The sequence below is a fragment of the Streptomyces sp. NPDC002328 genome (assembly GCF_042890065.1).
In the GTDB taxonomy this organism is placed as follows: Bacteria; Actinomycetota; Actinomycetes; order Streptomycetales; family Streptomycetaceae; genus Streptomyces.
On the sequence record NZ_JBIARQ010000014.1, the window covers coordinates 182,783 to 202,324 of the forward strand.

Annotated in this window: 15 protein-coding genes; 7 read left to right on the forward strand and 8 right to left on the reverse strand. The window is 73.0% G+C overall.

All coding sequences use genetic code 11. The annotated features are described in order from the left end of the window. Window positions 1-37: 37 nt before the first annotated feature. The 4 genes from ACFYX4_RS29855 to ACFYX4_RS29870 form a co-directional block, all read right to left on the reverse strand. The gene (locus tag ACFYX4_RS29855) at window positions 38-1,642 is read right to left on the reverse strand and encodes a serine/threonine-protein kinase (RefSeq protein ID WP_389339775.1); all 1,605 of its coding nucleotides are present in this window, start codon (window positions 1,640-1,642) and stop codon (window positions 38-40) included. A 105-nt stretch (window positions 1,643-1,747) separates the two neighbouring features. Beyond that, entirely contained in the window at window positions 1,748-1,966 is a 219-nt protein-coding gene (locus ACFYX4_RS29860; protein WP_389339779.1) for a hypothetical protein, read from the reverse strand. 233 nt (window positions 1,967-2,199) lie between these two features. Continuing rightward, a complete protein-coding gene (locus ACFYX4_RS29865) occupies window positions 2,200-2,733 on the reverse strand; it encodes a MepB family protein (protein ID WP_389339781.1) in 534 nt (177 codons plus the stop codon). Window positions 2,734-2,817: 84 nt separating this feature from the next. After that, window positions 2,818-3,147 (reverse strand): hypothetical protein, encoded by a 330-nt coding sequence (locus ACFYX4_RS29870; RefSeq protein WP_389339783.1) that lies wholly within the window; start codon window positions 3,145-3,147, stop codon window positions 2,818-2,820. Between the two features lie 338 nt (window positions 3,148-3,485). Here ACFYX4_RS29870 and ACFYX4_RS29875 point away from each other — a divergent pair, with 338 nt between their 5' ends. The 6 genes from ACFYX4_RS29875 (at window position 3,486) to ACFYX4_RS29900 (ending at window position 11,222) form a co-directional block, all read left to right on the forward strand. Continuing rightward, window positions 3,486-4,559, forward strand: coding sequence for a LacI family DNA-binding transcriptional regulator (locus tag ACFYX4_RS29875; RefSeq protein ID WP_389339785.1), 1,074 nt, complete (start codon window positions 3,486-3,488; stop codon window positions 4,557-4,559). 427 nt (window positions 4,560-4,986) lie between these two features. Further along, window positions 4,987-6,378, forward strand: a complete 1,392-nt coding sequence (locus ACFYX4_RS29880) for an ABC transporter substrate-binding protein (RefSeq protein ID WP_389339787.1) — start codon at window positions 4,987-4,989, stop codon at window positions 6,376-6,378. Between the two features lie 152 nt (window positions 6,379-6,530). Beyond that, a complete protein-coding gene (locus tag ACFYX4_RS29885) occupies window positions 6,531-7,355 on the forward strand; it encodes a carbohydrate ABC transporter permease (protein ID WP_389339848.1) in 825 nt (274 codons plus the stop codon). Further along, window positions 7,352-8,287: a carbohydrate ABC transporter permease gene (locus ACFYX4_RS29890; RefSeq protein WP_389339790.1), complete on the forward strand. Its 936-nt coding sequence runs from the start codon at window positions 7,352-7,354 to the stop codon at window positions 8,285-8,287. The genes ACFYX4_RS29885 and ACFYX4_RS29890 overlap by 4 nt, the downstream gene beginning before the upstream one ends. A gap of 27 nt (window positions 8,288-8,314) precedes the next feature. Further along, complete coding sequence (locus ACFYX4_RS29895; RefSeq protein ID WP_389339792.1) at window positions 8,315-10,468, forward strand: beta-galactosidase; 2,154 nt, start codon at window positions 8,315-8,317, stop codon at window positions 10,466-10,468. A 43-nt stretch (window positions 10,469-10,511) separates the two neighbouring features. Beyond that, the gene (locus ACFYX4_RS29900; RefSeq protein WP_389339794.1) at window positions 10,512-11,222 is read left to right on the forward strand and encodes an AAA family ATPase; all 711 of its coding nucleotides are present in this window, start codon (window positions 10,512-10,514) and stop codon (window positions 11,220-11,222) included. A gap of 1 nt (window position 11,223) precedes the next feature. Here ACFYX4_RS29900 and ACFYX4_RS29905 read toward each other — a convergent pair whose 3' ends face one another. Both ACFYX4_RS29905 and ACFYX4_RS29910 read right to left on the reverse strand, forming a co-directional pair. Next, window positions 11,224-11,517 carry a hypothetical protein gene (locus ACFYX4_RS29905; protein WP_389339796.1) on the reverse strand — a complete coding sequence of 98 codons (294 nt, stop codon included), beginning with the start codon at window positions 11,515-11,517 and terminating at the stop codon, window positions 11,224-11,226. A 57-nt stretch (window positions 11,518-11,574) separates the two neighbouring features. Further along, a complete protein-coding gene (locus tag ACFYX4_RS29910) occupies window positions 11,575-12,315 on the reverse strand; it encodes a VOC family protein (RefSeq protein ID WP_389339798.1) in 741 nt (246 codons plus the stop codon). 156 nt (window positions 12,316-12,471) lie between these two features. Here ACFYX4_RS29910 and ACFYX4_RS29915 point away from each other — a divergent pair, with 156 nt between their 5' ends. Beyond that, window positions 12,472-14,976 carry a SpoIIE family protein phosphatase gene (locus ACFYX4_RS29915; RefSeq protein ID WP_389339800.1) on the forward strand — a complete coding sequence of 835 codons (2,505 nt, stop codon included), beginning with the start codon at window positions 12,472-12,474 and terminating at the stop codon, window positions 14,974-14,976. A 96-nt stretch (window positions 14,977-15,072) separates the two neighbouring features. Here ACFYX4_RS29915 and ACFYX4_RS29920 read toward each other — a convergent pair whose 3' ends face one another. Both ACFYX4_RS29920 and ACFYX4_RS29925 read right to left on the reverse strand, forming a co-directional pair. Then, the gene (locus tag ACFYX4_RS29920; protein ID WP_389339802.1) at window positions 15,073-15,534 is read right to left on the reverse strand and encodes a hypothetical protein; all 462 of its coding nucleotides are present in this window, start codon (window positions 15,532-15,534) and stop codon (window positions 15,073-15,075) included. Next, window positions 15,524-19,351 (reverse strand): polymorphic toxin-type HINT domain-containing protein, encoded by a 3,828-nt coding sequence (locus tag ACFYX4_RS29925; protein WP_389339804.1) that lies wholly within the window; start codon window positions 19,349-19,351, stop codon window positions 15,524-15,526. Before ACFYX4_RS29925 ends, ACFYX4_RS29920 begins: the two co-directional genes overlap by 11 nt. Between the last annotated feature and the right edge of the window lie 191 nt (window positions 19,352-19,542).

A 19,542-nucleotide genomic window follows, 5' to 3' on the forward strand; every position in this document is an offset into this window, starting at 1 on the left:
AGCGGCGGGGGCGGGTCGGGGCAGGCCGGGGGGTTCCCTACGTTCCGCGCGTGCACCGGCCCGTCGGGCTCGACGCCGGAGGGCGGCACTGGAGTGCGAAGTCGCCCGAGTCGGTGCTCAGGTAGCGCCCGATACAGCTGTCGGCGGTCGTGCGGCCCCGTTCCGCACAGAACGACAGCGCCGCTCGGCCGTCGGTGAACGGACCCGGCGCGTAGACCACCCAGAAGCCGGCGCGGAGCGAGGCGTAGTCGTCGCTGCGCAGGACGAGCGCCTCGGGCACGGTGGAACGGATGCGTTCGAGGCGACGGTCGCGGGCCGCGACGCCCGAGGACACCGGCTCCGAGGCGAGCTGGGCGATCCAGCGACCGCCTGCGACGGGAGGCGGGGTGGAGGGCGACGGTGGGCTGTAACTCGGGGAGGTGGCGGGGGCCGGGGTCTTGCTGAGGCTCTGCTGCGGTGCCGTGCTCCGAGGACGCGGGGCGCCGGGCGCGGCCGACGTGCTCGCCTGGGATCCGCCCGCCCGGTCGACGGGATCGCCGCCGTCGTCGAACGGGCGCAGGGTGAGGACGAGTCCGGCCGTCCCGGCGACGACCAGGACGGCGAGCGCGGCGGTGAGACGCCCGCGACGGCGGTGTGGCGGCGGCGGGAGGGCGCAGTCGGGCCGCGTGGACGGCACCGGAACGGGCGGGGCCGACGGGGCCGCCGGTACGGGTGATGCCGGAGCCGGAGCCGGAGCCGGAGCAGGAGCCGGAGGCGGTGCTGGTGCTGGTGCTGGTGCTGGTGTGGTCGGTGTCGGCGTCGGTGCTGCCGCCGTCAGTGTCTGCTGGGCCCACCCCGGCGGGACGCCGGTCTCGACCTGGGCCAGCAGAGCGTCCAGCCGGACGGCGTCGGGGCGGACGGCGGGATCGCGCACGAGCAGCGCCTGGAGGACCGGGGCCAAGGGGCCGGAGCGCACGGGCGGGGGCACCGGGTCGTCCAGGACGGCGGCGAGAGTGGCCAGCGTCGTCGCCCGGCGCAGCGGACTCACGCCCTCCACGCACACGTACAGCACCAGCCCGAGGGACCACAGGTCGGAGGCCGGATCGTCGTGGCCGCGGATCCGCTCGGGGGCCATGTACTCGGGGGAGCCGACGAGTTCACCCGTGACGGTGAGCGCGGAGGCGCCTTGCAGCGCCGCGATGCCGAAGTCGGTGAGCACCGCCGTTCCGTCCGGGCGCAGCAGGACGTTCGCCGGTTTGACGTCCCGGTGCTGGACGCCGGCCGCGTGGGCGACGCGCAGCGCGGCGAGGACCTGACGGCCCACCTTCGCTGCCTCGGTCGGGCTCAACGACCCCTGCGAAAGGCGTTGTTGAAGCGAGACGCCGGGCACCAGCTCCATCACGATCCAGGGGTGCGGCTGCGCCTCGATGATCTGATGGACCGTCACCACGTGCGGATCGTTGAGCCGCGCCAGCGCCCTCGCCTCACGCATGACCCGCTCACGGACGGCGGGGGAGGCCTCCGCGTCGGGGCGTACGGCCTTGAGGGCGACCTCCCGGTGCAGCACGGTGTCGCGGGCCCGCCACACCGTGCCCATCCCTCCACTGCCCAGCCGCTCGATCAGCTCGAAGCGTCCGTCGATCACGTCCCCCGGTGCGTTCATGCGCGTCAGGGTAGGGCAGATGACCATGCCGGAGCCGCGGATCCGGAGGAAGGGAGTCCCACCCGTCATCGAGCGGTTGACGCACAGCGTCCCCGGCCGTCGCCGTCATCCGACCTCGGCGACGCCCGTGGCCGCGAGGATCCCGATGACGATGAGGAAGACACCGACGATCAACGGGCCCAGCCGCACCGTGGATTCGCCCGCGGCGGCGTTGGCCCGCCCGAAGGCTCCTCGCCGGCCGGTGGCGGCCCGGGCGAACTTCCTGCTGTAGAGCACGAGGGCGATGCCGGCGAGGATGCCGAACACGGCGACGAAGATTCTCATCGAGGCCTCCAGGGTCTCGCGGGCGCCCACAACCTGTCACAGGAATCGCACAAACAGGCGGGCCGTTCCCGTGAACTCCCCGCTCATGCGCGCAGGAATCAGCCCCTCCCCTTGCCGGGGTCAAAAGGGCTGAACAGACAAGGCGTGCGAGGAAGCGAGCGCCGCCGGCGGCGGGAGCATGCGCGCTACGCGCCCCGTGACCCCGTGACCCGGGGGCCCGGACGGGTACGGGTCTATGGGCGGTAGAGGGCGCGGGCGCGCGTCAGGTCGGCGGGCCCGGCCTGATCGAGCGCGAGGAACCAGGCGGTCTGCCACGCCTGGGTGCTGCGGGCCTGCCGGTTGGTCGTGGTCACCCACGGCGGATAGACGCGGAACCCGCGCTTCCCGCCGGAGCCGTCGCGGGACACGACACCGCGCTCGCACAGGACCTCGCACGGGAACACGAACTGCCCGAAGCCGTCGCCGTCGCGGCTGCTGATGACGAAGAGGTCCACCCCGTCGTCCGCGTCGAAGGGACGGATCGGCCCCTCCTCGGACCGCTGCCACACGGTGACGAACTGGCCCACCTTCGTCGGAGTGGTCTTGGCGACGCGGAACCGGACCGAGCGGCCGTCGAGCGTGAACGCGCAAGCCGCGTACTCGGCGCTCTCCGGTTCCGGCGCCGGCGGCGAGCAGACGAAACCGCCCGGGCCGTACACCAGCGCCTGCGCCGCCAGCAGGTCCCCGTGCAGCCCCGTCCACGACTGATCCGCCCCGTCCGTCACCATGCCGTCATCCTGCCATCGCGGCCCGAGCGCACCGCGCCCACGCGCACCGCGCCAGCGCCACGTGCCCGAGCCCCCTCCCCGACGTCACGACGACTCCTTCGTGGTCACGGCCGGTTCATCGAGCGCGGCCGACTCCTCCTCGCCGGGCTCGTGCCGCGCACGGCGGCGGCGTACGAGGTCGAGGGCGAGCCCCGTCAGGCCGATGGCGGTCAGCGCCGTGACGCTGCGCGCGGTGCCCGCGTCGACCGGGTCACCGCTCAGGCCGAGCGCCGACACGACGAAGGAGCCCGCCGGGTACGTCACCACGCACAGCGCGAAGGCCAGCCAGAGCGGCGGCGGATGGCTCTCCAGCGTCCACAGGGCGGCGACGCCGACGAGGACGAGCAGGGGGACGGTGATGTCTTCGAGCTGCATGACGCCAGCATGGCCGGGCCGGACCGCGAGGCCATCGTGCGGCGGCACGGTCCTCACCTCTGTCGGAGGGGGTGCCCTCGGCCGGTCGTCTCCATCGGAAGGTAGAGGCGACATCGGGAGGTAGAGGCGACTGCGGAGCCGGCACACCCCGATCGGTCGCTGCTGAGCACCCTGGTGACTGCGTAGACATGCTCGCGTAGTCAGAGCCTCCTGCCAGGCGTCGCGGATATTGTCCGAACCCTTGACGGGCAGCACATGACTGCGTAGACATGTCAGCGTAGTCACATCAGGCCAGGCGGCGATCACCGGATCGGCGGCCCCGACTCCCGGGAGGCACCATGAGGCGAAGGGCGGAAGGGAGCAGCGGCTCCGGCACGCCGCGCAGCGTGGACGTCGCCCGGCTGGCGGGGGTCTCCCAGAAGACGGTGTCCAGGGTCTTCAACGACGAGCAGTACGTCTCCGCCGACGTGCGCCGAAGGGTCCTGGAGGCCGCCGGCAGCCTCGGCTACCGCCGCAACAACGCGGCGCGGGCACTGGCTTCCGGCCGCACCCGGTCCATCGGGGTGGTGACGCTGGGGACCGCGTTGTTCGGACCCGCCTCCCTCCTCATGGGCGTCGAGCGCGCGGTGCGGGACAACGGTTACGCACTCCGCGTGGTCAACACCATGGAGGGCGAGGCTGCGGGCGTCGCCGGGGCCGTGGACTCGCTCCTGGACCAGGGCGTGGACGGCATCGTCATCTCCGAGCCGATCGACGAGGAGAACGGCGCGGCCCTCTCCGCGCGGGTCGACGCGCCGGTCCTCGTCCTCGGCGCACCCCCGCCGTTCGCCGCCTCCCGCGTGCTGACGGCCGGCATCGTCTCCGGGCAGATGGCGCGGGCGGCCACCGAGCACCTGCTGGAGCTGGGCCACGCCACCGTCCACCACCTGGCCGGTCCGCAGCGCTGGTACTCGGCCCGGGACCGGCTCGACGGCTGGCGCTCGGCGCTCGCCGCGCACGGGCGGGCGGAACCGCCGGTCGTCGAGGGCGACTGGTCGGCCGCGTCCGGGTACGCGGCGGGCCGCCAACTGGCCGCCGACGGCGGTCTGACCGCGGTGTTCGCCGCCAACGACGACATGGCGATCGGCCTGATCCGCGCGCTGACGGAAGCCGGACGGCGCGTCCCGGAGGACGTCAGCGTGGTCGGCTTCGACGACATCCCGGTCGCCGCCTACACGACCCCGCCGCTGACGACGATGCGCCAGCCGTTCGACACCATGGCGCAGGACGGCCTGAAACTCCTGGTGCACGCCATCGAGAACCCGCGGGCCGACCCACTGCCGATGACCGACCCACCGGTCGAACTCGTCGTCCGCGCCTCGTCGTCCGCGCCCCCGGAGCCCCGAAAGCCCCCCAGCAGCCCCCTCACCTGACCGCACACGGTCCCGCCCGCGAACGGAGGCCCACCCACACCGCATCCGCCGCCCCTCCTCTCCCCTCTACACACCCTCCCCCTCGACACGCCCTCGGCGCTCGAACGCCACCCCAGCCCCGCAGCAGCACCCACGGCCCCGCAGCACCCCCAGCCCCGCGTCGCCTGCGCCACACCGCTCCCCGCGTCGCCCGGCTCTTCCGCAGCGCGCACCACCGACCCCCGGGCCTCGAACAGGTCCCGCACCGGCCGCCGCCGCTGCCTCCCACGCCTCCCCCCTGCCCGGGCCGGAGCCGGCGGGGAGGGCGTCTCCCCTGACAGCCGCGCCCTCCCCGTCCCGCCCGCCACACCGCCGCAGCACCCACCCGAAACGCAGCACACCGTCGACCGGTGTGCCGGTCCCTCACACCCTTCCGCGGGAGAACACCATGTCCGGACCCTTCTCCGACTCCGCACCCTCGTCGCCCCTGAGCCGCCGGGGCTTCCTCGCCGCTACGGGCGCGCTGTCACTGGCCGCCGCACTGACCGCCTGCGGAGGCGACGACGGCACCGCCGCCGCCTCCGCAAAGCCGGTCGGCCGGGCCGACCTGGACAAGGCCATGCGGACCCCGACCGAGCTGACGTTCTGGACCTGGGTCCCGAACATCGACAAGGAGATCGCGCTCTTCGAGAAGAAGTACCCGGCCGTCAAGGTCAAGGTCGTCAACGCCGGCCAGGGCACACCCCAGTACACCAAGCTGCGCACCGCGCTCAAAGCGGGCAGCGGCGCCCCGGACCTGGTGCAGATGGAGTACCAGGCCATCCCCACGTTCACCGTCACCGACAGCCTGCTGGACCTGCGCCCGTACGGCGCCTCCGCGCTCAAGTCCACATTCGTGGACTGGACTTGGAGTCAGGTCAGCGGCGACGACGGCGAGATCTGGGCCGTCCCGCAGGACACCGGCCCGATGGGCATGCTGTACCGCCAGGACATCTTCGACCGGCACGGCATCCAAGTCCCCGCCACCTGGGACGAGTTCGCCGCGGCGGCCCGCAAGCTCCACAAGGCCGACCCGGACGTGTACCTCACCAACCTCGCCGCGAACCAGCCCGCCGCCTGGCACGGACTGCTCTGGCAGGCGGGTGGCAAGCCGTATGTGACCTCCGGCAAGAGCGACATCGCCGTCAGCGTCGACGACGCGGTCTCCAGGAAGCTCGGCGAGTTCTGGGGCGCCCTCGCCAAGGAGGGCGTGATCGGCGTCGAGCCGGACTTCACCGACGGCTGGTACGCCGCGCTCAACAGGGGCAAGTACGCCACCTGGCTCACCGGGGCCTGGGGCCCGGCCTTCCTCTCCGGCTCCGCCAAGGCCACCGCGGGCAAGTGGCGTGCGGCCCCGCTGCCGCAGTGGGACGCCGCCAAGCCCAGCGCCGGCAACTGGGGCGGCTCGACCACCGCGGTCATCCGTTCCAGCAAGAACCCGATCGCGGCGGCGGTGTTCGCGCAGTTCCTCAACAGCGACCCCGCCAGCGCCAGGATGTTCGCCACCGAGCAGTTCTTCTTCCCGGCCACCAAGGCGCTGCTCGCCGACGCCTCCTTCCTCGGGGACACGCCCGCGTTCTACGGCGGCCAGAAGGTCAACCAGGTCTTCGCGGACATCAGTTCCCAGGTCGACTCCTCCTTCCAGTGGCCGCCCTTCCTCGACCGCGTGGCCACGGACTGGACCGAGACCGTCGGCAAGTCCCTCGCCGACAAGTCCGACACCGTGCGCGCCCTCGGCTCGTGGCAGTCGCGCGTCACGAGCTTCGCCAAGAGCCAGGGCTTCACGGTCAAGGGAGGATGACGATGGCCACCGCCGCCACGGCCTCCCGCACCAAGCACAGGAGCCGCACCACGCACAGGAACCGCGCGAAGGGCGCGAACCGCGCCCAGGGCAGCGTGCCCCCGGCCCGTCGTCGACACGGGGCGGCCGGGGCGCTGTTCGTCGCCCCGTTCATGACGCTGTTCCTGCTGCTGTTCCTCGCCCCGCTCGGTTACGCCGCCTACCTGAGCCTCTTCCAGGAGCGGCTGATCGGCGGCTCGACGTTCGTCGGCCTGGACAACTACGTGACGGCGCTGACGGACCCGCTCCTCCTCGAAGGCATCGGCCGTGTCGCCCTGTTCTTCCTGATCCAGGTCCCCGTGATGGTGCTGCTCGCTCTGGTCCTCGCCCTCGCGCTGGACAGCGGGCTGCTGCGGCTGGCCCGGGTCATCCGGCTCGGCATCTTCGTCCCGTACGCCGTCCCGAGCGTGATCGCCACCCTCATGTGGGGCTACCTCTACGGCCCCGACTTCGGCCCCTTCGCGCAGATCAGCCGCGAACTCCACCTGCCGGCCCCGCACTTCCTCAGCGAGGGCTGGATGCTCGGCAGCCTCGCGAACATCGTGACCTGGGAGTTCGTCGGCTACAACATGATCATCCTGTACGCCGCCCTGCGTACCGTCCCCGCCGAGCTCTACGAGGCCGCCGCCATGGACGGCGCCGGCGCCTGGCGGATCGCCTGGTCCGTCAAACTCCCCGCGCTGCGACCGGCGTTGACCCTCACCCTGCTGTTCTCGGTGATCGGCAGCTTCCAGCTGTTCAATGAACCGAGCCTGCTGATGAAGGTCGCGCCGGACGTCATCGACAGCTCCTACACCGCCAACCTCTACGCCTACTCCGTCGCCTTCATCAGCCAGCAGACCAACTACGCGGCCACGGTGTCCTTCATCCTCGGGCTGGTCATCGTGATCGTGTCGTACGCCTTCCTGCTCACGGCGAACCGCAGGAGGACCTCATGACCACCGTGACCCCCGCGGACCCCGCCACCCCGACGGCGAAGCCGCCGCCCACCGGGGCCCGGTCCCCGCGCCGGTCGCCGGCCCACCGCCGCAGCACCCCGCTCACGATCGCCATGCTGGCCGTCCTCGCCTACTTCCTGCTGCCGCTGTGCTGGCTGCTCATCGCCTCCACCAAGAGCACCCAGGACCTGTTCAACAGCTTCGGCCTGTGGTTCTCCGAGACACCGCAACTCCTGTCGAACATCACGACCACCTTCACCCAGGACGACGGCGTCTTCGGCCGCTGGCTGCTCAACACCGCCCTGTACGCCGGCGTCAGCGCGATCGGCGCCGCGCTGCTCGCGGCCGCCGCCGGGTACGGGTTCGCCAAGTACCGGTTCCGCGGCCACGGCGCCGCCTTCAACCTCGTCCTCGGCGCCATCATGATCCCGACCACCGCGCTGGCCATCCCCACCTATCTGCTCTTCGCGAAGGCCGGACTGGTCAACACCCCCTGGGCCGTCATCCTGCCCTCCCTCATCAGCCCGTTCGGCCTCTACCTCATGCGCATCTACGCCGAGGACGCCGTCCCCGACAGCCTCATCGAGGCCGCCCGCATGGACGGCGCGGGAGAGACCCGGATCTTCTGCACCATCGCGCTGCGGCTGCTGGCGCCAGGCCTGGTGACCGTCGTGCTGTTCACGCTCGTCGCCACCTGGAACAACTACTTCCTGCCGCTGATCATGCTCAACGACCCGAGCCTGTACCCCATCACGGTCGGGCTCTCCTCCTGGGCCGCTCAGGCCCAGAACGGCGGCGCGGGAGCGAGCAGCGACATGCTCGCCCTCGTCGTCACCGGCTCGCTGATCTCCATCGTCCCGCTCGTCCTGGCCTTCCTCCTGCTCCAGCGGTACTGGCAGAGCGGGCTGGCCACCGGCGGCGTCAAGCAGTAACTCCCCCTACTCCCCGGAGGTTTGTCCATGGCGGACCTGCCCGCCCGCGTGCTGTTCGGCGCTGCCTACTACCACGAGTACACGCCCGTCCACGATCCCGGACTGCGGCCCGACGAAAGGCTGAAGACCGATCTCGACCTGATGGCCGCGGCGCACTTCACCGTGATCCGGGTCGGCGAGTCGGTCTGGTCGACCTGGGAGCCGGAGAACGGCCGCTTCGAACTCGACTGGCTCCAGCCGGTCCTGGACGGCGCCCACGAGCGCGGCATCTCCGTCATCCTCGGCACCCCCACCTACGCGGTGCCGCCGTGGCTGGCCCGCCAGTACCCGGAGATCGCCGGCGAACGGCGCACCGGCGAGCGCACCGGCTGGGGCGCCCGGCAGGAGGCGGACTTCACCCACCCCGCCTTCCGCTTCCACGCCGAGCGCGTCATCCGCAAGGCGGTCGCCCGGTACGCCGGCCATCCGGCGGTCATCGGCTTCCAGGTCGACAACGAACCCGGGCTCCAACTCTTCCACAACCAGGGCGTGTTCCAGCGCTTCGTCGACCATCTGCGGGCGAAGTACGGCGACATCGAGACCCTCAACCGCGAATGGGGCCTGGTGTACTGGTCCCACCGCCTGTCCACCTGGGCCGACCTGTGGACGCCGGACGGCAACGCACAGCCTCAGTACGACATCGCCTGGCGGGAGTTCCAGGCCCGCCAGTGCACCGAGTTCATCGGCTGGCAGGCGGACATCGTGCGCGAGTACGCCCGCCCCGGGCAGTTCGTCACCACGTGCATCTCCTACACGCGCCCCGCAGTGGAGGACGACGAGCTGACCGACCGCCTCGACATCGCCACCGGCAACCCGTACTACGACATGCAGGACGGCCTCCTGCTGCCCGACCCCACACCCGACGACCACGAGCAGAAGTGGAAGACGACCGGCCTGTGGGCGCTCTACCAGACGGCCGACTGGATGTTCTCCTCCCGCCAGGAGCCGTTCCTCGTCACTGAGACCAACGCCGGCTCCATCGGCTTCGCCTGGGACAACCGCCCCGCCTACGACGGCCAGTGGCGTCAGGCGGCATGGGCCCTCGTCGGCCGCGGGGCCCGCATGATCGAGTACTGGCAGTGGCAGACCCTGCACTTCGGCGCGGAGACCTACTGGGGCGGCGTCCTGCCCCACAGCGGCCGGCCGGGCCGCACCTATGCCGAACTGGCCCGGCTGGGAGCCGAGTTCGAGGCCGCCGGCCCACTCGTCGCCGGTCTCGAACCGGACTCCGACCTCACGATCGTCTACTCCACGCCCAGCAAGTGGCTGATGCAGAAGCACCCCCCGCTGGCGACCCCCGACGGCGGCCCCGACCCGGCGTCCTACCACCGCATCCTCGACCCCTTCTACCGCGGCGCGTTCGACTCCGGACGGCAGGTCCGCATCGTCCACGCCCGCCAGTTGCACGACCCTCGCGGCGAACGGGCGGGCCTCACGCCCCAGGAGGCGGTCCACCGCCACCCGGTCCTCGTCGTCCCCGCCCTCTACCTCGCCGCCGACTCCACCCTGGACTGGCTCGCCGCCTACGCCGACGCCGGCGGCCACCTCGTCCTCGGCCCGCGCACCGGGTACGCCGACCACGAGGCCCGCGCCCGCAACGAGCCGGCCCCCGGACGGCTCACCGAGGCCGCGGGCGTCAGCTACGACGAGTTCAGCAACCTCACGCGGGACGTCCCGCTGCGCGCCGAGCCCGGCGGTCCGCTGCGCCTGCCGGACGACGCCACGGCGACGCGCTGGGCCGACGGGCTCACCGTGGCCGACGCCGACGTGCTCGCCTCGTACACGGATCCGCACTTCGGCCGCTGGCCGGCCGTCACCACCCGCCGCCACGGCGCCGGCCGCGTCACCGTCGTCGGCACCGTGCCCGGCCGCGGCCTCGCCCGGGCGCTGGCGGAGTGGCTGGCGCCCGACCCCGGCTCCGGGTGGACCGGCCTCCCCGCCCAGGTCACCGTGACCACCGGCACGGCGGCCGACGGACGCCGCGTCCACATCGTCCACAACTGGAGCTGGGAACCGACCCGCGTCCACGCCCCCGACGCCCTCACCGACGCCCTCGACGGCAGCGCCGCGCCGCCGGACGGCCCGCTGGAGCTCGGCGCCTGGGACGTGCGGGTGCTGGTGGGGGAGCGGCCGGGCCGGTGAACGGGTACCAGGTGTCCGCCGCGACCTGAGCGACACTGGTCCGGTGATCGTCGAACGCGCGTATGCCCACCTCTCCTCGTACGACGAGGACGCCTGGCCCTGGTCGGTGCCCTGCGTCCGGCAGCTGCTCGACGAGGGGCTGCGCTTCACCGCACCGGTGACCTTCCTGGTCGGCGAGAACGGCTCGGGCAAGTCGACCCTGGTCGAGGCGCTGGCGGAGGGGTTCGGTCTCGACTCCTACGGCGGCTCCCACGACTGGCGCTACGCCTCACCGCGCGGCAAGTCGGCGCTCGGCGAGCGCATCAAGTTCGACGCGGCCTCGCGCGGACGCCGTATGGCCACCAGCTGGTCGGCCCGCAAGGGATTCTTCCTGCGGGCCGAGACCGCGCTGGACGCCCTGGGCAGGGAGGGCCTCTCGCCGGACTCGGTCAGCCACGGCGAGGGCTTCCTCGCCGCGTTCCGCGGCAAGTTCCGCCACCCCGGCCTCTACGTCCTCGACGAGCCGGAGGCCGCGCTCTCCTTCACCTCCTGCCTCGAACTCATCGGACACATCGACCGGTTGGCGAAGGACGGCGGCCAGGTCATCTGCGCCACCCACTCCCCCCTGCTCACCGCCCTGCCGGGCGCGGACATCCTCGAAGCCGGCGACCACGGCCTACGCCGGGTCCCCTGGCAGAACCTGGACGTCGTAGCCCACTGGCGCCGCTACCTCACCGACCCACACGCCTACCTCCGCCACATCGTCGAACCGTGAGTCAGGCGAATCCGCCGCCGAGGCCGATCAGCACCGTGACCAGGCAGCAACCGGCGACCAGACCCTGCACTGTCGCCGTGACCCGCAGGTGAACGACCCACGCTCCCGCCGCGATGATCCCTGCACACCCGGCGAGGCCCCCCAGGCACACCGGGGTGACCCACAGCTTCCCGTGCGTGAGGAGCAGCGACACGAGGATCGCCGCGGACAGCCCGACCGCCTCGCACACCAGCAGGGTCACAGCCGCGACCACGTCCCCGGCCCACTTCGCGTACCGCCTGCCCGCGTCACTCACCGCGGCAGCGTCTCCCGGAACGACCGACTCCGTCGACCCTGCCCTGGAAACTCCGCGTCAGCCCGGTGCGAGGACGCAGAACTCGTGGTTTTCCGGGTCTGTCAGGCAGGTCCATGGGGTGGGGCCCTGGCCGACGTCGAGGTCGGTGGCGCCCAGGGTCCGCAGGCGGGTCACCTCCGTCTCCTTGTCGTCGCCGGGGTAGGGCAGCAGGTCGAGATGGATGCGGTCCGGCACTGTCTTCGCGTCGGGGGTGCGCAGGAACTCCAGGTACGGGCCGACGCCCTCGGCGGAGCGCAACACCGCGCTGGCGTCGGTCACTTCCAGCAGGGCCCAGTCCGTCGCCTCACCCCAGAACCGGGCCATGGCCCGAGGATCCTCGCAGTCGACCACCACCGCGGCGATCGGCCCGGTGTCCCGGTAGACCTCACGGGGCTCCAGCACACAGAACTCGTTGCCCTCCGGGTCGGCGAGGACCGTCCACGGCACCTCGCCCTGGCCCACGTCGGCGGGCGTCGCGCCCAGTGCCTTCAGACGCGCGACCAACTCCGTCTGATGAGCCGCGGAAGCGGTGGCGAGATCGAGGTGCACACGGTTCTTCGCCGCCGTCTTGGGCTCCGGGACGGGAACGACGTCGACGCCGAGGACCACCGGGTCGGGCCAGACCAGACCGCCGGGCGGCCCCACGTAGGTGGTCACCCCGGGACTGTAGGCACTCCAGCCGAGCGCTTCCGCCCAGAACCGGCCGACCGCCGAGGCGTCCAGAGCCTTCATGTTCACGTGCACGGGTCGCAGCGCCATGCCGACGATCCTATGCACCCGCCCCGCGAGGACCGTGCGCCCCGTGCGGCCGGTTGAGCGGGGTGTGCCGCCGCGCGATGCTGGAGACAGCGCCCGCGACGGGTGACACAGCGCCGTGCCGGGTCGCCAGCGGGAACGAGGTCGGGACACCCCTCCATGGACGAAGAACCTGCCACGACCACCGGAACAGAACCTGCCACGACCACCGGAACAGAAGGCACATCGGCACCCGAGGACTTCGCCGCCGTCGTCGACGCCCGCGGAACCGTCATGGTGTGGAGCGCCGGAGCCGTGCGCCTGCTCGGCTACGGGCCCGAGGCCGTGGTGGGCCGGCTCGCCGCCCACCTGCTCGCCGCCGACCTCCCCTCCGCGACGCGACGCCACCTGACCGCGGGGGAGCCGTGGACTAGCGAGGTGGCGCTGCGCCACCAGGACGGCGACCGCGTCACCGTGGAGCTCCAGGGCACACCGCTCACCGACGCGGACGGCCGGGTGCACTGGGTCGTCACCCCGGCGGCGGTGACGTACGCCTCCGGCCCGACCGATCCGGACACCGCCCAACTGTGGGACCTCACGCTCGCCCAGCTCCCCTTGCCCGTGGCCGTCTACGACGGCGGAGCGCGGTTCGTGGCGTGCAACCACGCCATGAGCCGCGCCATGGGACTCACGCAGGACGAGATGAGGGGGCTCACCCTGTGGGAGATCAACCCCACCCCGCCCCTGGACGAGATCGACCGCCTCCAGCGCCAGGTGCTGCGCACCGGCGAGTCGGTCTTCCGCGAGGAACAGCCGCTCCGGGGCTCCGGCGAGGTCCGCGACCACGCGTGGTCGGTCTACCTCTCCCCGCTGAAGAACGGGGCCGGAACGGTGCTGGGAGTGTCGGCGCTGCTGATCGACATCACCGAGCAGTACTGGGCCCGACGCCGCCTGGCCGTGATCAACGAGGCCGGCGCGCGCATCGGCAGCACCCTGGACGTGACCCGCACGGCGGAGGAACTGGCCGACGTGGCGGTGAGGGGATTCGCCGACTTCGTCACCGTCGACCTGCTGGAGTCGGTCGTCCAGGGACACGAGCCGCGACCGATACCCCCCGCCACACCGGTCGCCTTCCGCCGTACCGCGCAACGCTCGGTGCTGCCGGGATGCCCGGAGTCCGTGGTGCCGACGGGCGACACCGACGTCTACCCGCCCGGCTCACCGCCCGCCCAGGCACTGATCACCGGCCGCGGCGCCCGCTACCGCGCGACCGACCCGCGGCTGCGCGCGTGGGCGGAGGCCCGCCCGGGGCGCGCCGAGAACGTGAGGCGGTTCGGCATCCACTCGGTGATGGTCGTGCCGCTGCGCGCCCGGGGCGTCACCCTCGGCGTGACGCACCTCCTGAGGCACCGCACCTCGGACGCCTTCGGCCGGGACGACCTGCTGCTCGCCGAGGAGATCGCCGCCAGGGCGGCCGTGAGCATCGACAACGCCCGCCGGTACACCCGCGAGCGCCGGACCGCGCTCACCCTCCAGCGCGGCCTGCTGCCCGAGCGGCCGGCGGGAGCGCGGGCGGTGGACCTCGCCCACCGGTACCTCCCCGCCGGCGCGGGGGACGAGATCGGCGGCGACTGGTTCGACGTGATCGCGCTGTCCGGGGGGCGGGTCGCGCTGGTGGTGGGCGACGTCGCCGGCCACGGCGTGCACGCCTCGGCCACCATGGGCCGCCTGCGCACCGCCGTGCGCACCCTCGCCGACGCCGACTTCGCGCCCGACGAGCTGCTGACCCGGCTGGACGACCTGGTCATCCGGCTCGACCGCGAGGAGGGCCCGGACGCCCGAGGGCAGACGGAGGGGGCCGCGGGCGAGGTGGGCGCCACCTGCCTCTACGCCGTCTACGACCCCGTCGCCGGCCGATGCGACCTGGCGCGGGCCGGGCACCCGCCTCCCGTCCTGGTGACCTCCGACGGCGCCGCGCGCGTCCTGGACCTGCCGGCCGGGCCACCGCTCGGCCTGGGCGGCCTGCCGTTCGAATCCGTCCGGATCGATGTCGGTGAGGGCAGCCTGCTCGCCTTCTACACCGACGGCCTGATCGAGGCGCCCGGCCGCGACATCGACGTGGGACTCGACCTGCTGAGCGAAGCGCTGCGCCGCCCCGTCGTCGACCTGGAGGAAACCTGCGACGAAGTGATGCGCAAGGTGCGCCCCGACCCCCCGGACGACGACATCGTCCTCCTCCTGGCCCGCACCCGCGGCCTCGGAGCCGACCGGGTGCGCACCTGGCGGCTGCCGGTGGAACCCGCGGCCGTCGCCGGGGCCCGGCGGATGGCGGGCGAACAGCTGGCCGCCTGGGGACTGACCGACCTCCTGTTCACGACCGAGCTGATCGTCAGCGAACTGGTCACCAACGCCATCCGCTACGGCAACGACCCCGTCCACCTGCGGCTCATCCGCGCCGACGCGCTCATCTGCGAAGTCTCCGACGGCAGCAGCGCCGCCCCGCACCTGCGACGGGCCCGCGTCTTCGACGAGGGCGGACGCGGACTCCTGCTCGTCGCCCAGCTCGCCGAACGCTGGGGCAGCCGCCAGACCTCCGACGGCAAGACGATCTGGGCCGAGCAGCCCCTGCGGGAAGAGCATGACGGCGAGGGCGAGGGGCCGCCCCGCCGGTTCCACCCGGCGTGAGTGAGGCGACGGGCAGTGCACACCCGTGCCGCGCACCCGCCGCACGCACAAGCCCGGCTCTCCCCGAGGGGAAGAGCCGGGCTTTCCATTGCTGTGTCAGACCACGCCCGGCGGATAGCCGTAGTGCCGTCCGCCGCGGGTGAAGGCGCGCCAGGACTCCTCGACGCCGGAGCGGTCCGGGAGGATCTCCACGAGGAAGCCGCGGGTCGCCTCGAGCGACAGCGCACCCGCCGGGCCCCGGCGGACGGTCTCCACCTGCGGGCGGGCGCCGGCCAGGACGCGGTCGAGAAGCGCCGCCCGGTCGTCGTACAGGGTCGCGAAGGCGTCGAACGCGCCCTCCCCGGCGACGCCGTTGCGGACGTACGCCATGTCGCGCGCCCCCAGGATCACCTGGCCGTCGTGGAGGACCCGGAAGGCGCACTGGATGTGCACAGCGAGCTCCTCGCCGTGTTCGCCGGTGAGTTCCAGCACGCCCATGTCCGCGGCGCGGCCGACGGAGCGGATCACCGCACCGGTCAGCAGCCGCCGGACGCCCTCTGCCTCCGTGTCAGCATCCACCGAACAACCCCTTGGCCTCATCGATGATGCGATGGTAGTCGTAGCCCTGGCCGGTGATCCGGTCGTGCAGGGCGCGGCGCTCGGCCGGGGTGACCTGCCGTCCGAGGTCGCGTTCGACGGATCGCAGGGCGTCCTTGAACTCCTTGTTCTCCGCCTGGTTGCCGCGCGGGGCGTGGTACCCGTCGTCGTCCTGGTTGCCGGAGTTCCACTCCCGCTTGAGCTCCTCCAGCCCCTTCTCCCAGTCGAAGCCGCCGTCGTTGTGCACGAGGACGGTGGCGCCGCCGGCCTTCACGTAGAAGGTGTGGGTGTTCGCGACGGTGAGGTTGTAGACCGTCCGCGTCTCCGCCCAGGTGCGGGCGGCGACCACGTCACGGAGCGTTCCGTCGGCCCCGAGGAACCGGTCGCCCGCGCGGACGTGTCCCGCGTCGACCCAGGCGCGCCGGTCGGCCACCCACATCGGGTGGTTGTCGGTCGCGGTCAGGGCGCCGGTGGCCCGTCCGTCCGGTCCGTCGGTGTCGACGGTGAACCGGACGAGGCTCTTCGCCCCGGTGCCGGTGATCACCCGCTGCACGGTCTGCGGCAGGGTCAGGCCGGTGCGGGCGTCGGTCGCGAGAACCCGGTCGCCGAGCCTGACGTGCTGGATCTGCTTCGTCGTGCCGTCCGCCATGACGACGGGCGTATCGGCGGTGAAGCTGTTGGGCGCGGGCACCGGGCAGACCTTCGGGGTCTTGCCGAACATGCCCTTGAACACGCCGTACGCCTTGTCACCCCACTTGCCGAACTTCACGGCCGAGGCCCCGTATCCGGCCAGCGGGACGGCCGAGGCACACGAGAGGCCGGCGTCGATCGCGTCGCCCTCGGCTCCGTACCAGGCGCAGTTCGCGCCGTCGGCGATCTCGCCGACGCCGGGGACGAGACCCGCGATGTCGATCAGCAGGTGCCCGGTGTCGGACCAGGTCCACTCGGCGGCCTCGGACTGCTCCTCGGCGGCCTTGCGCAGCGCCTCCTCGCGGTCCTTGCGGGCCTGCTCGTCGCGGCGCCGGGCCTCCTCCTCGGCCCGCCTCTTGGTCTCGGCGACGGACTTGGCGTCGCTCGCGGCCTGGTCGGCCGCCGTCGCGTCCTTGCCCGCGGCCTCGGCGGACGCACGAGCCTGCCGCACGGACGCGGAAGCGTCCTCGGCGGAGTAGCGGGCCCAGGCGGCGGAGGTGCGGGCCCTCTCCGCCGAGATCCGCGCGTCCCGGACGGCGGATGAGGCCGTGACCTGCGCCTTGTGAGCCTCCCTGGCCCACCGCTGGGCCTCGTCGGCGGACGCGGACGCCTGCTTGGCGGACCTGCCGGCCTCGGCGGCGTGCTCAGTCGCCTCGCGCGCCGACCGGCTCGCCTTCTGCGCCCACTCCTCGGCCTCGCCGGACTTCTTGCGGGCGAGTGCGGCCACCTGCTGGGCCTCGGCGGCGTTCTCCTGGGCCCCGGCGGCGACACCTGCCGCCTCGGCGATCATGCGCTGGACGTCGGCGACGTGCGTGGCGGCCAGGGCGTCCTGGCGTCTGGCCCGGTGCTGGCCCACCGTGATGAGCTCGTGCAGCGCCTGCGGCGTTCCCTCGATCGCGACGCTCGCCGCCGCCTTGAGTTCCGGCCCGCCCACGCCGGCCAGCCGCGAGGCGCCGAGCTGCTCGTCCTTGAGGCGCGCGGTGTACTGGCCGGAGGTGAGGAAGCTCCGCAGGGCGTCCGTTCCGCCGTCCAAGGCGGCCAGGGCCGCCTCCTTGGTGGCTACGCCGCCGCCGCTGACGAGCCGGGACACGCGCAGGCGATAGTCGTTGGCGGCGGCCTCGTGCTGCCCGGTGGTGAGGAACGCGTGGATACGCGCGGCATCCGTGCCGAGGACCTCGTCGGCGGCCTTGCGCACGGCAGGGGACGCCGCCTCGTCGGCGAGACGCTCCACGCGGACCCGCTCGTCCAGTTGAGCGGCCTCCTTCCATCCCGTACGGATGTACGCGACGACGTCTTCGTCGGGGCCGGCGAGGGCGTCGGCGGCCGAAGTGCTGCTCCACGGGCCACGCGTCTTCATGGTCACCAGGGCGATCCAGCGGCCCTTCGCGACGATCCGCGCCCGGTCCGCGTCCGGCCGCGCGGCGTACTCGGACACCTGGTTGACCAGGGTGTCGAGGGAGGCCGACGCCTTGGCGTTCTTGTCGGCCTGGGCCGCCTTCACGTCGTACGCCGCCCGGCTCTCCCGTGCCGCCTCCAAGGCGGCGGCGGTACGGGCGGTGAGCTCCTCGGCCTCGCTCCTGCGGGTCAGGTCGAAGGTCTGACGGGCCTCCTTGACCGCCGCCGTGGCGACGTCGGCGGCCTTCGTCGCCTCGGTGGCGTGGGTGGTGGACTCCTGGGCGGCGTCGGCGGACTTGCCGGCCTGCTCGGCCGCTTCCTCCGCCGCCTTGGCCGCGTTGTCGGCGTGGTCGGCGGCGCTGTTGGCGGCGTCCCTGGCTTCGAGGGCCGCCTCGGCGGATGCCTTGGCGAGGGATTGCGAGACCCCCGCGGCGCGGATCGCCTCGCGGCCACGGCGGCGGGCCGTGGCGGCCGCCGCGTCCGCTTCGGCGGAGTGCGCCCCGGCGGCGCGGGCCAGGCCGTTCGCCCGGCCGGCCTCGCCCGCGGCCTCGTCGGCGTTGCGGCCCGCGCTCGCCGCGGCCTGGGCGGCGGCGCCTGCGGCACTGGCGGCCACTCCGGCGGCCTGCGCCGCGAGGGCGGCCTGACGCGCCTGCGTGGCGATCGTCCGCGCCTCCTCCGCGGCCTTGCGGGCCGCGCCCGCCCGCCCGGCGTCAGTGGCGGCCGCGGCGGCCGCGCCTCGGGCACGGGAGGCGGCGTCGGCGGCTCCGGCCGCCGCGATGGCGGCCTGGGAAGCGGCGGAGGCGGCCACCCGTGCGGCCGCGTTCGCCGCGCGGGCGGCCTGGATGGCCTGCTGCGCGGCCGCGGCGGCGCCCTGAGCGGCGCGGGCGGCTCGTCCGGCGGCGCTGGAGGCGCGCTTGGCGTCCTTGCCGGCCGCCGCGGTCTCCTTGGCGGCCTCAAGTGCGGCGGCCTTCGCCAGAGCGGACGCCTGGACCGCGCGGGCCGATGCCTCCTTGGCGAGGTCGGTCTGCTGCTTGGCCTGCGTCCCGGCGGCCTTCGCCCGTTCCACGAGCTCCGCCACCGTGGCGCGCTCGTTGTCCCTCGCGCGGGCGATGTACTGCCCGACCTGGAGGAATTCCCGTACATCCTCGACGGTGCCGTCGGCGGCGGCCATGGCGGCTGCCTTGGTGACCGGGCCGCCGGTGCTCACGAGCCGGGAGAGCGCCAGCCTGTCGTCGGCTTCGGCGGCCGTGAACCGGCCCTTCTCGAGGAAGTCGAGAATCTTCTCCGGTCCGCCGTCCAGCGCGGCGACGCCGGCGGACTTGACGCTGGGTCCGCCCTGGCTGATCAGCTGTGAGATCCGCAGCTGCCGGTCCTGCTGGAGCGGCAGCCGCCAGCCGTCGCGCAGGAACGCGCGCACCTGGTCGGGGTCGCCGCTGTCCAGCGCCTTCAGCGCTGTCTCCCGCACCTTGGGCCCGCTGACGGAGTAGAGCTGGGAGAACAGCATCTGCTCGTCGTGGCGTTCCGCCACGGCCCGCTCCTGGTCGAGGAACAGCCGGACATCGGCGTCGGTTCCCTGGAGCGCGACCTCGGCGGCGGCCCGGACGGAGGGGCCGCCGGAGTTCCAGACGTCCAGCACGCGCTGGCGGTCGGTCACGGTGGCGCTCGCGGCGGCGGCCGGCCCGTCGCCCGCGTGCGACGGTGCGAGGGCTCCCATGGTCAGTGAGAGCGTCAGGGCGCCGAGGCACACCGTACGTATGCCACGCGCCCTCTTCCCCCCAACTTTATTCACGTTTCAATTTCCCGTTCAATTAAATCCCGCTCGGTCATGGCGGGGTGCGCCGAATTTCGACGGACGGAGTGTATCCCCGGAGAAATCTGCTCCCGTGCACCGATCTCGTGCGCCAA

Bases quoted from the DNA above. Each gene is read 5' to 3' on its own strand.
- ACFYX4_RS29855 (WP_389339775.1), bottom strand. From the start codon at position 1,642: ATGAACGCACCGGGGGACGTGATCGACGGACGCTTCGAGCTGATCGAG.
- ACFYX4_RS29870 (WP_389339783.1), bottom strand. From the start codon at position 3,147: ATGCAGCTCGAAGACATCACCGTCCCCCTGCTCGTCCTCGTCGGCGTC.
- ACFYX4_RS29875 (WP_389339785.1), top strand. From the start codon at position 3,486: ATGAGGCGAAGGGCGGAAGGGAGCAGCGGCTCCGGCACGCCGCGCAGC.
- ACFYX4_RS29885 (WP_389339848.1), top strand. From the start codon at position 6,531: ATGACGCTGTTCCTGCTGCTGTTCCTCGCCCCGCTCGGTTACGCCGCC.
- ACFYX4_RS29860 (WP_389339779.1), bottom strand. From the start codon at position 1,966: ATGAGAATCTTCGTCGCCGTGTTCGGCATCCTCGCCGGCATCGCCCTC.
- ACFYX4_RS29915 (WP_389339800.1), top strand. From the start codon at position 12,472: ATGGACGAAGAACCTGCCACGACCACCGGAACAGAACCTGCCACGACC.
- ACFYX4_RS29925 (WP_389339804.1), bottom strand. From the start codon at position 19,351: ATGGGAGCCCTCGCACCGTCGCACGCGGGCGACGGGCCGGCCGCCGCC.
- ACFYX4_RS29910 (WP_389339798.1), bottom strand. From the start codon at position 12,315: ATGGCGCTGCGACCCGTGCACGTGAACATGAAGGCTCTGGACGCCTCG.
- ACFYX4_RS29880 (WP_389339787.1), top strand. From the start codon at position 4,987: ATGTCCGGACCCTTCTCCGACTCCGCACCCTCGTCGCCCCTGAGCCGC.
- ACFYX4_RS29865 (WP_389339781.1), bottom strand. From the start codon at position 2,733: ATGGTGACGGACGGGGCGGATCAGTCGTGGACGGGGCTGCACGGGGAC.
- ACFYX4_RS29890 (WP_389339790.1), top strand. From the start codon at position 7,352: ATGACCACCGTGACCCCCGCGGACCCCGCCACCCCGACGGCGAAGCCG.
- ACFYX4_RS29895 (WP_389339792.1), top strand. From the start codon at position 8,315: ATGGCGGACCTGCCCGCCCGCGTGCTGTTCGGCGCTGCCTACTACCAC.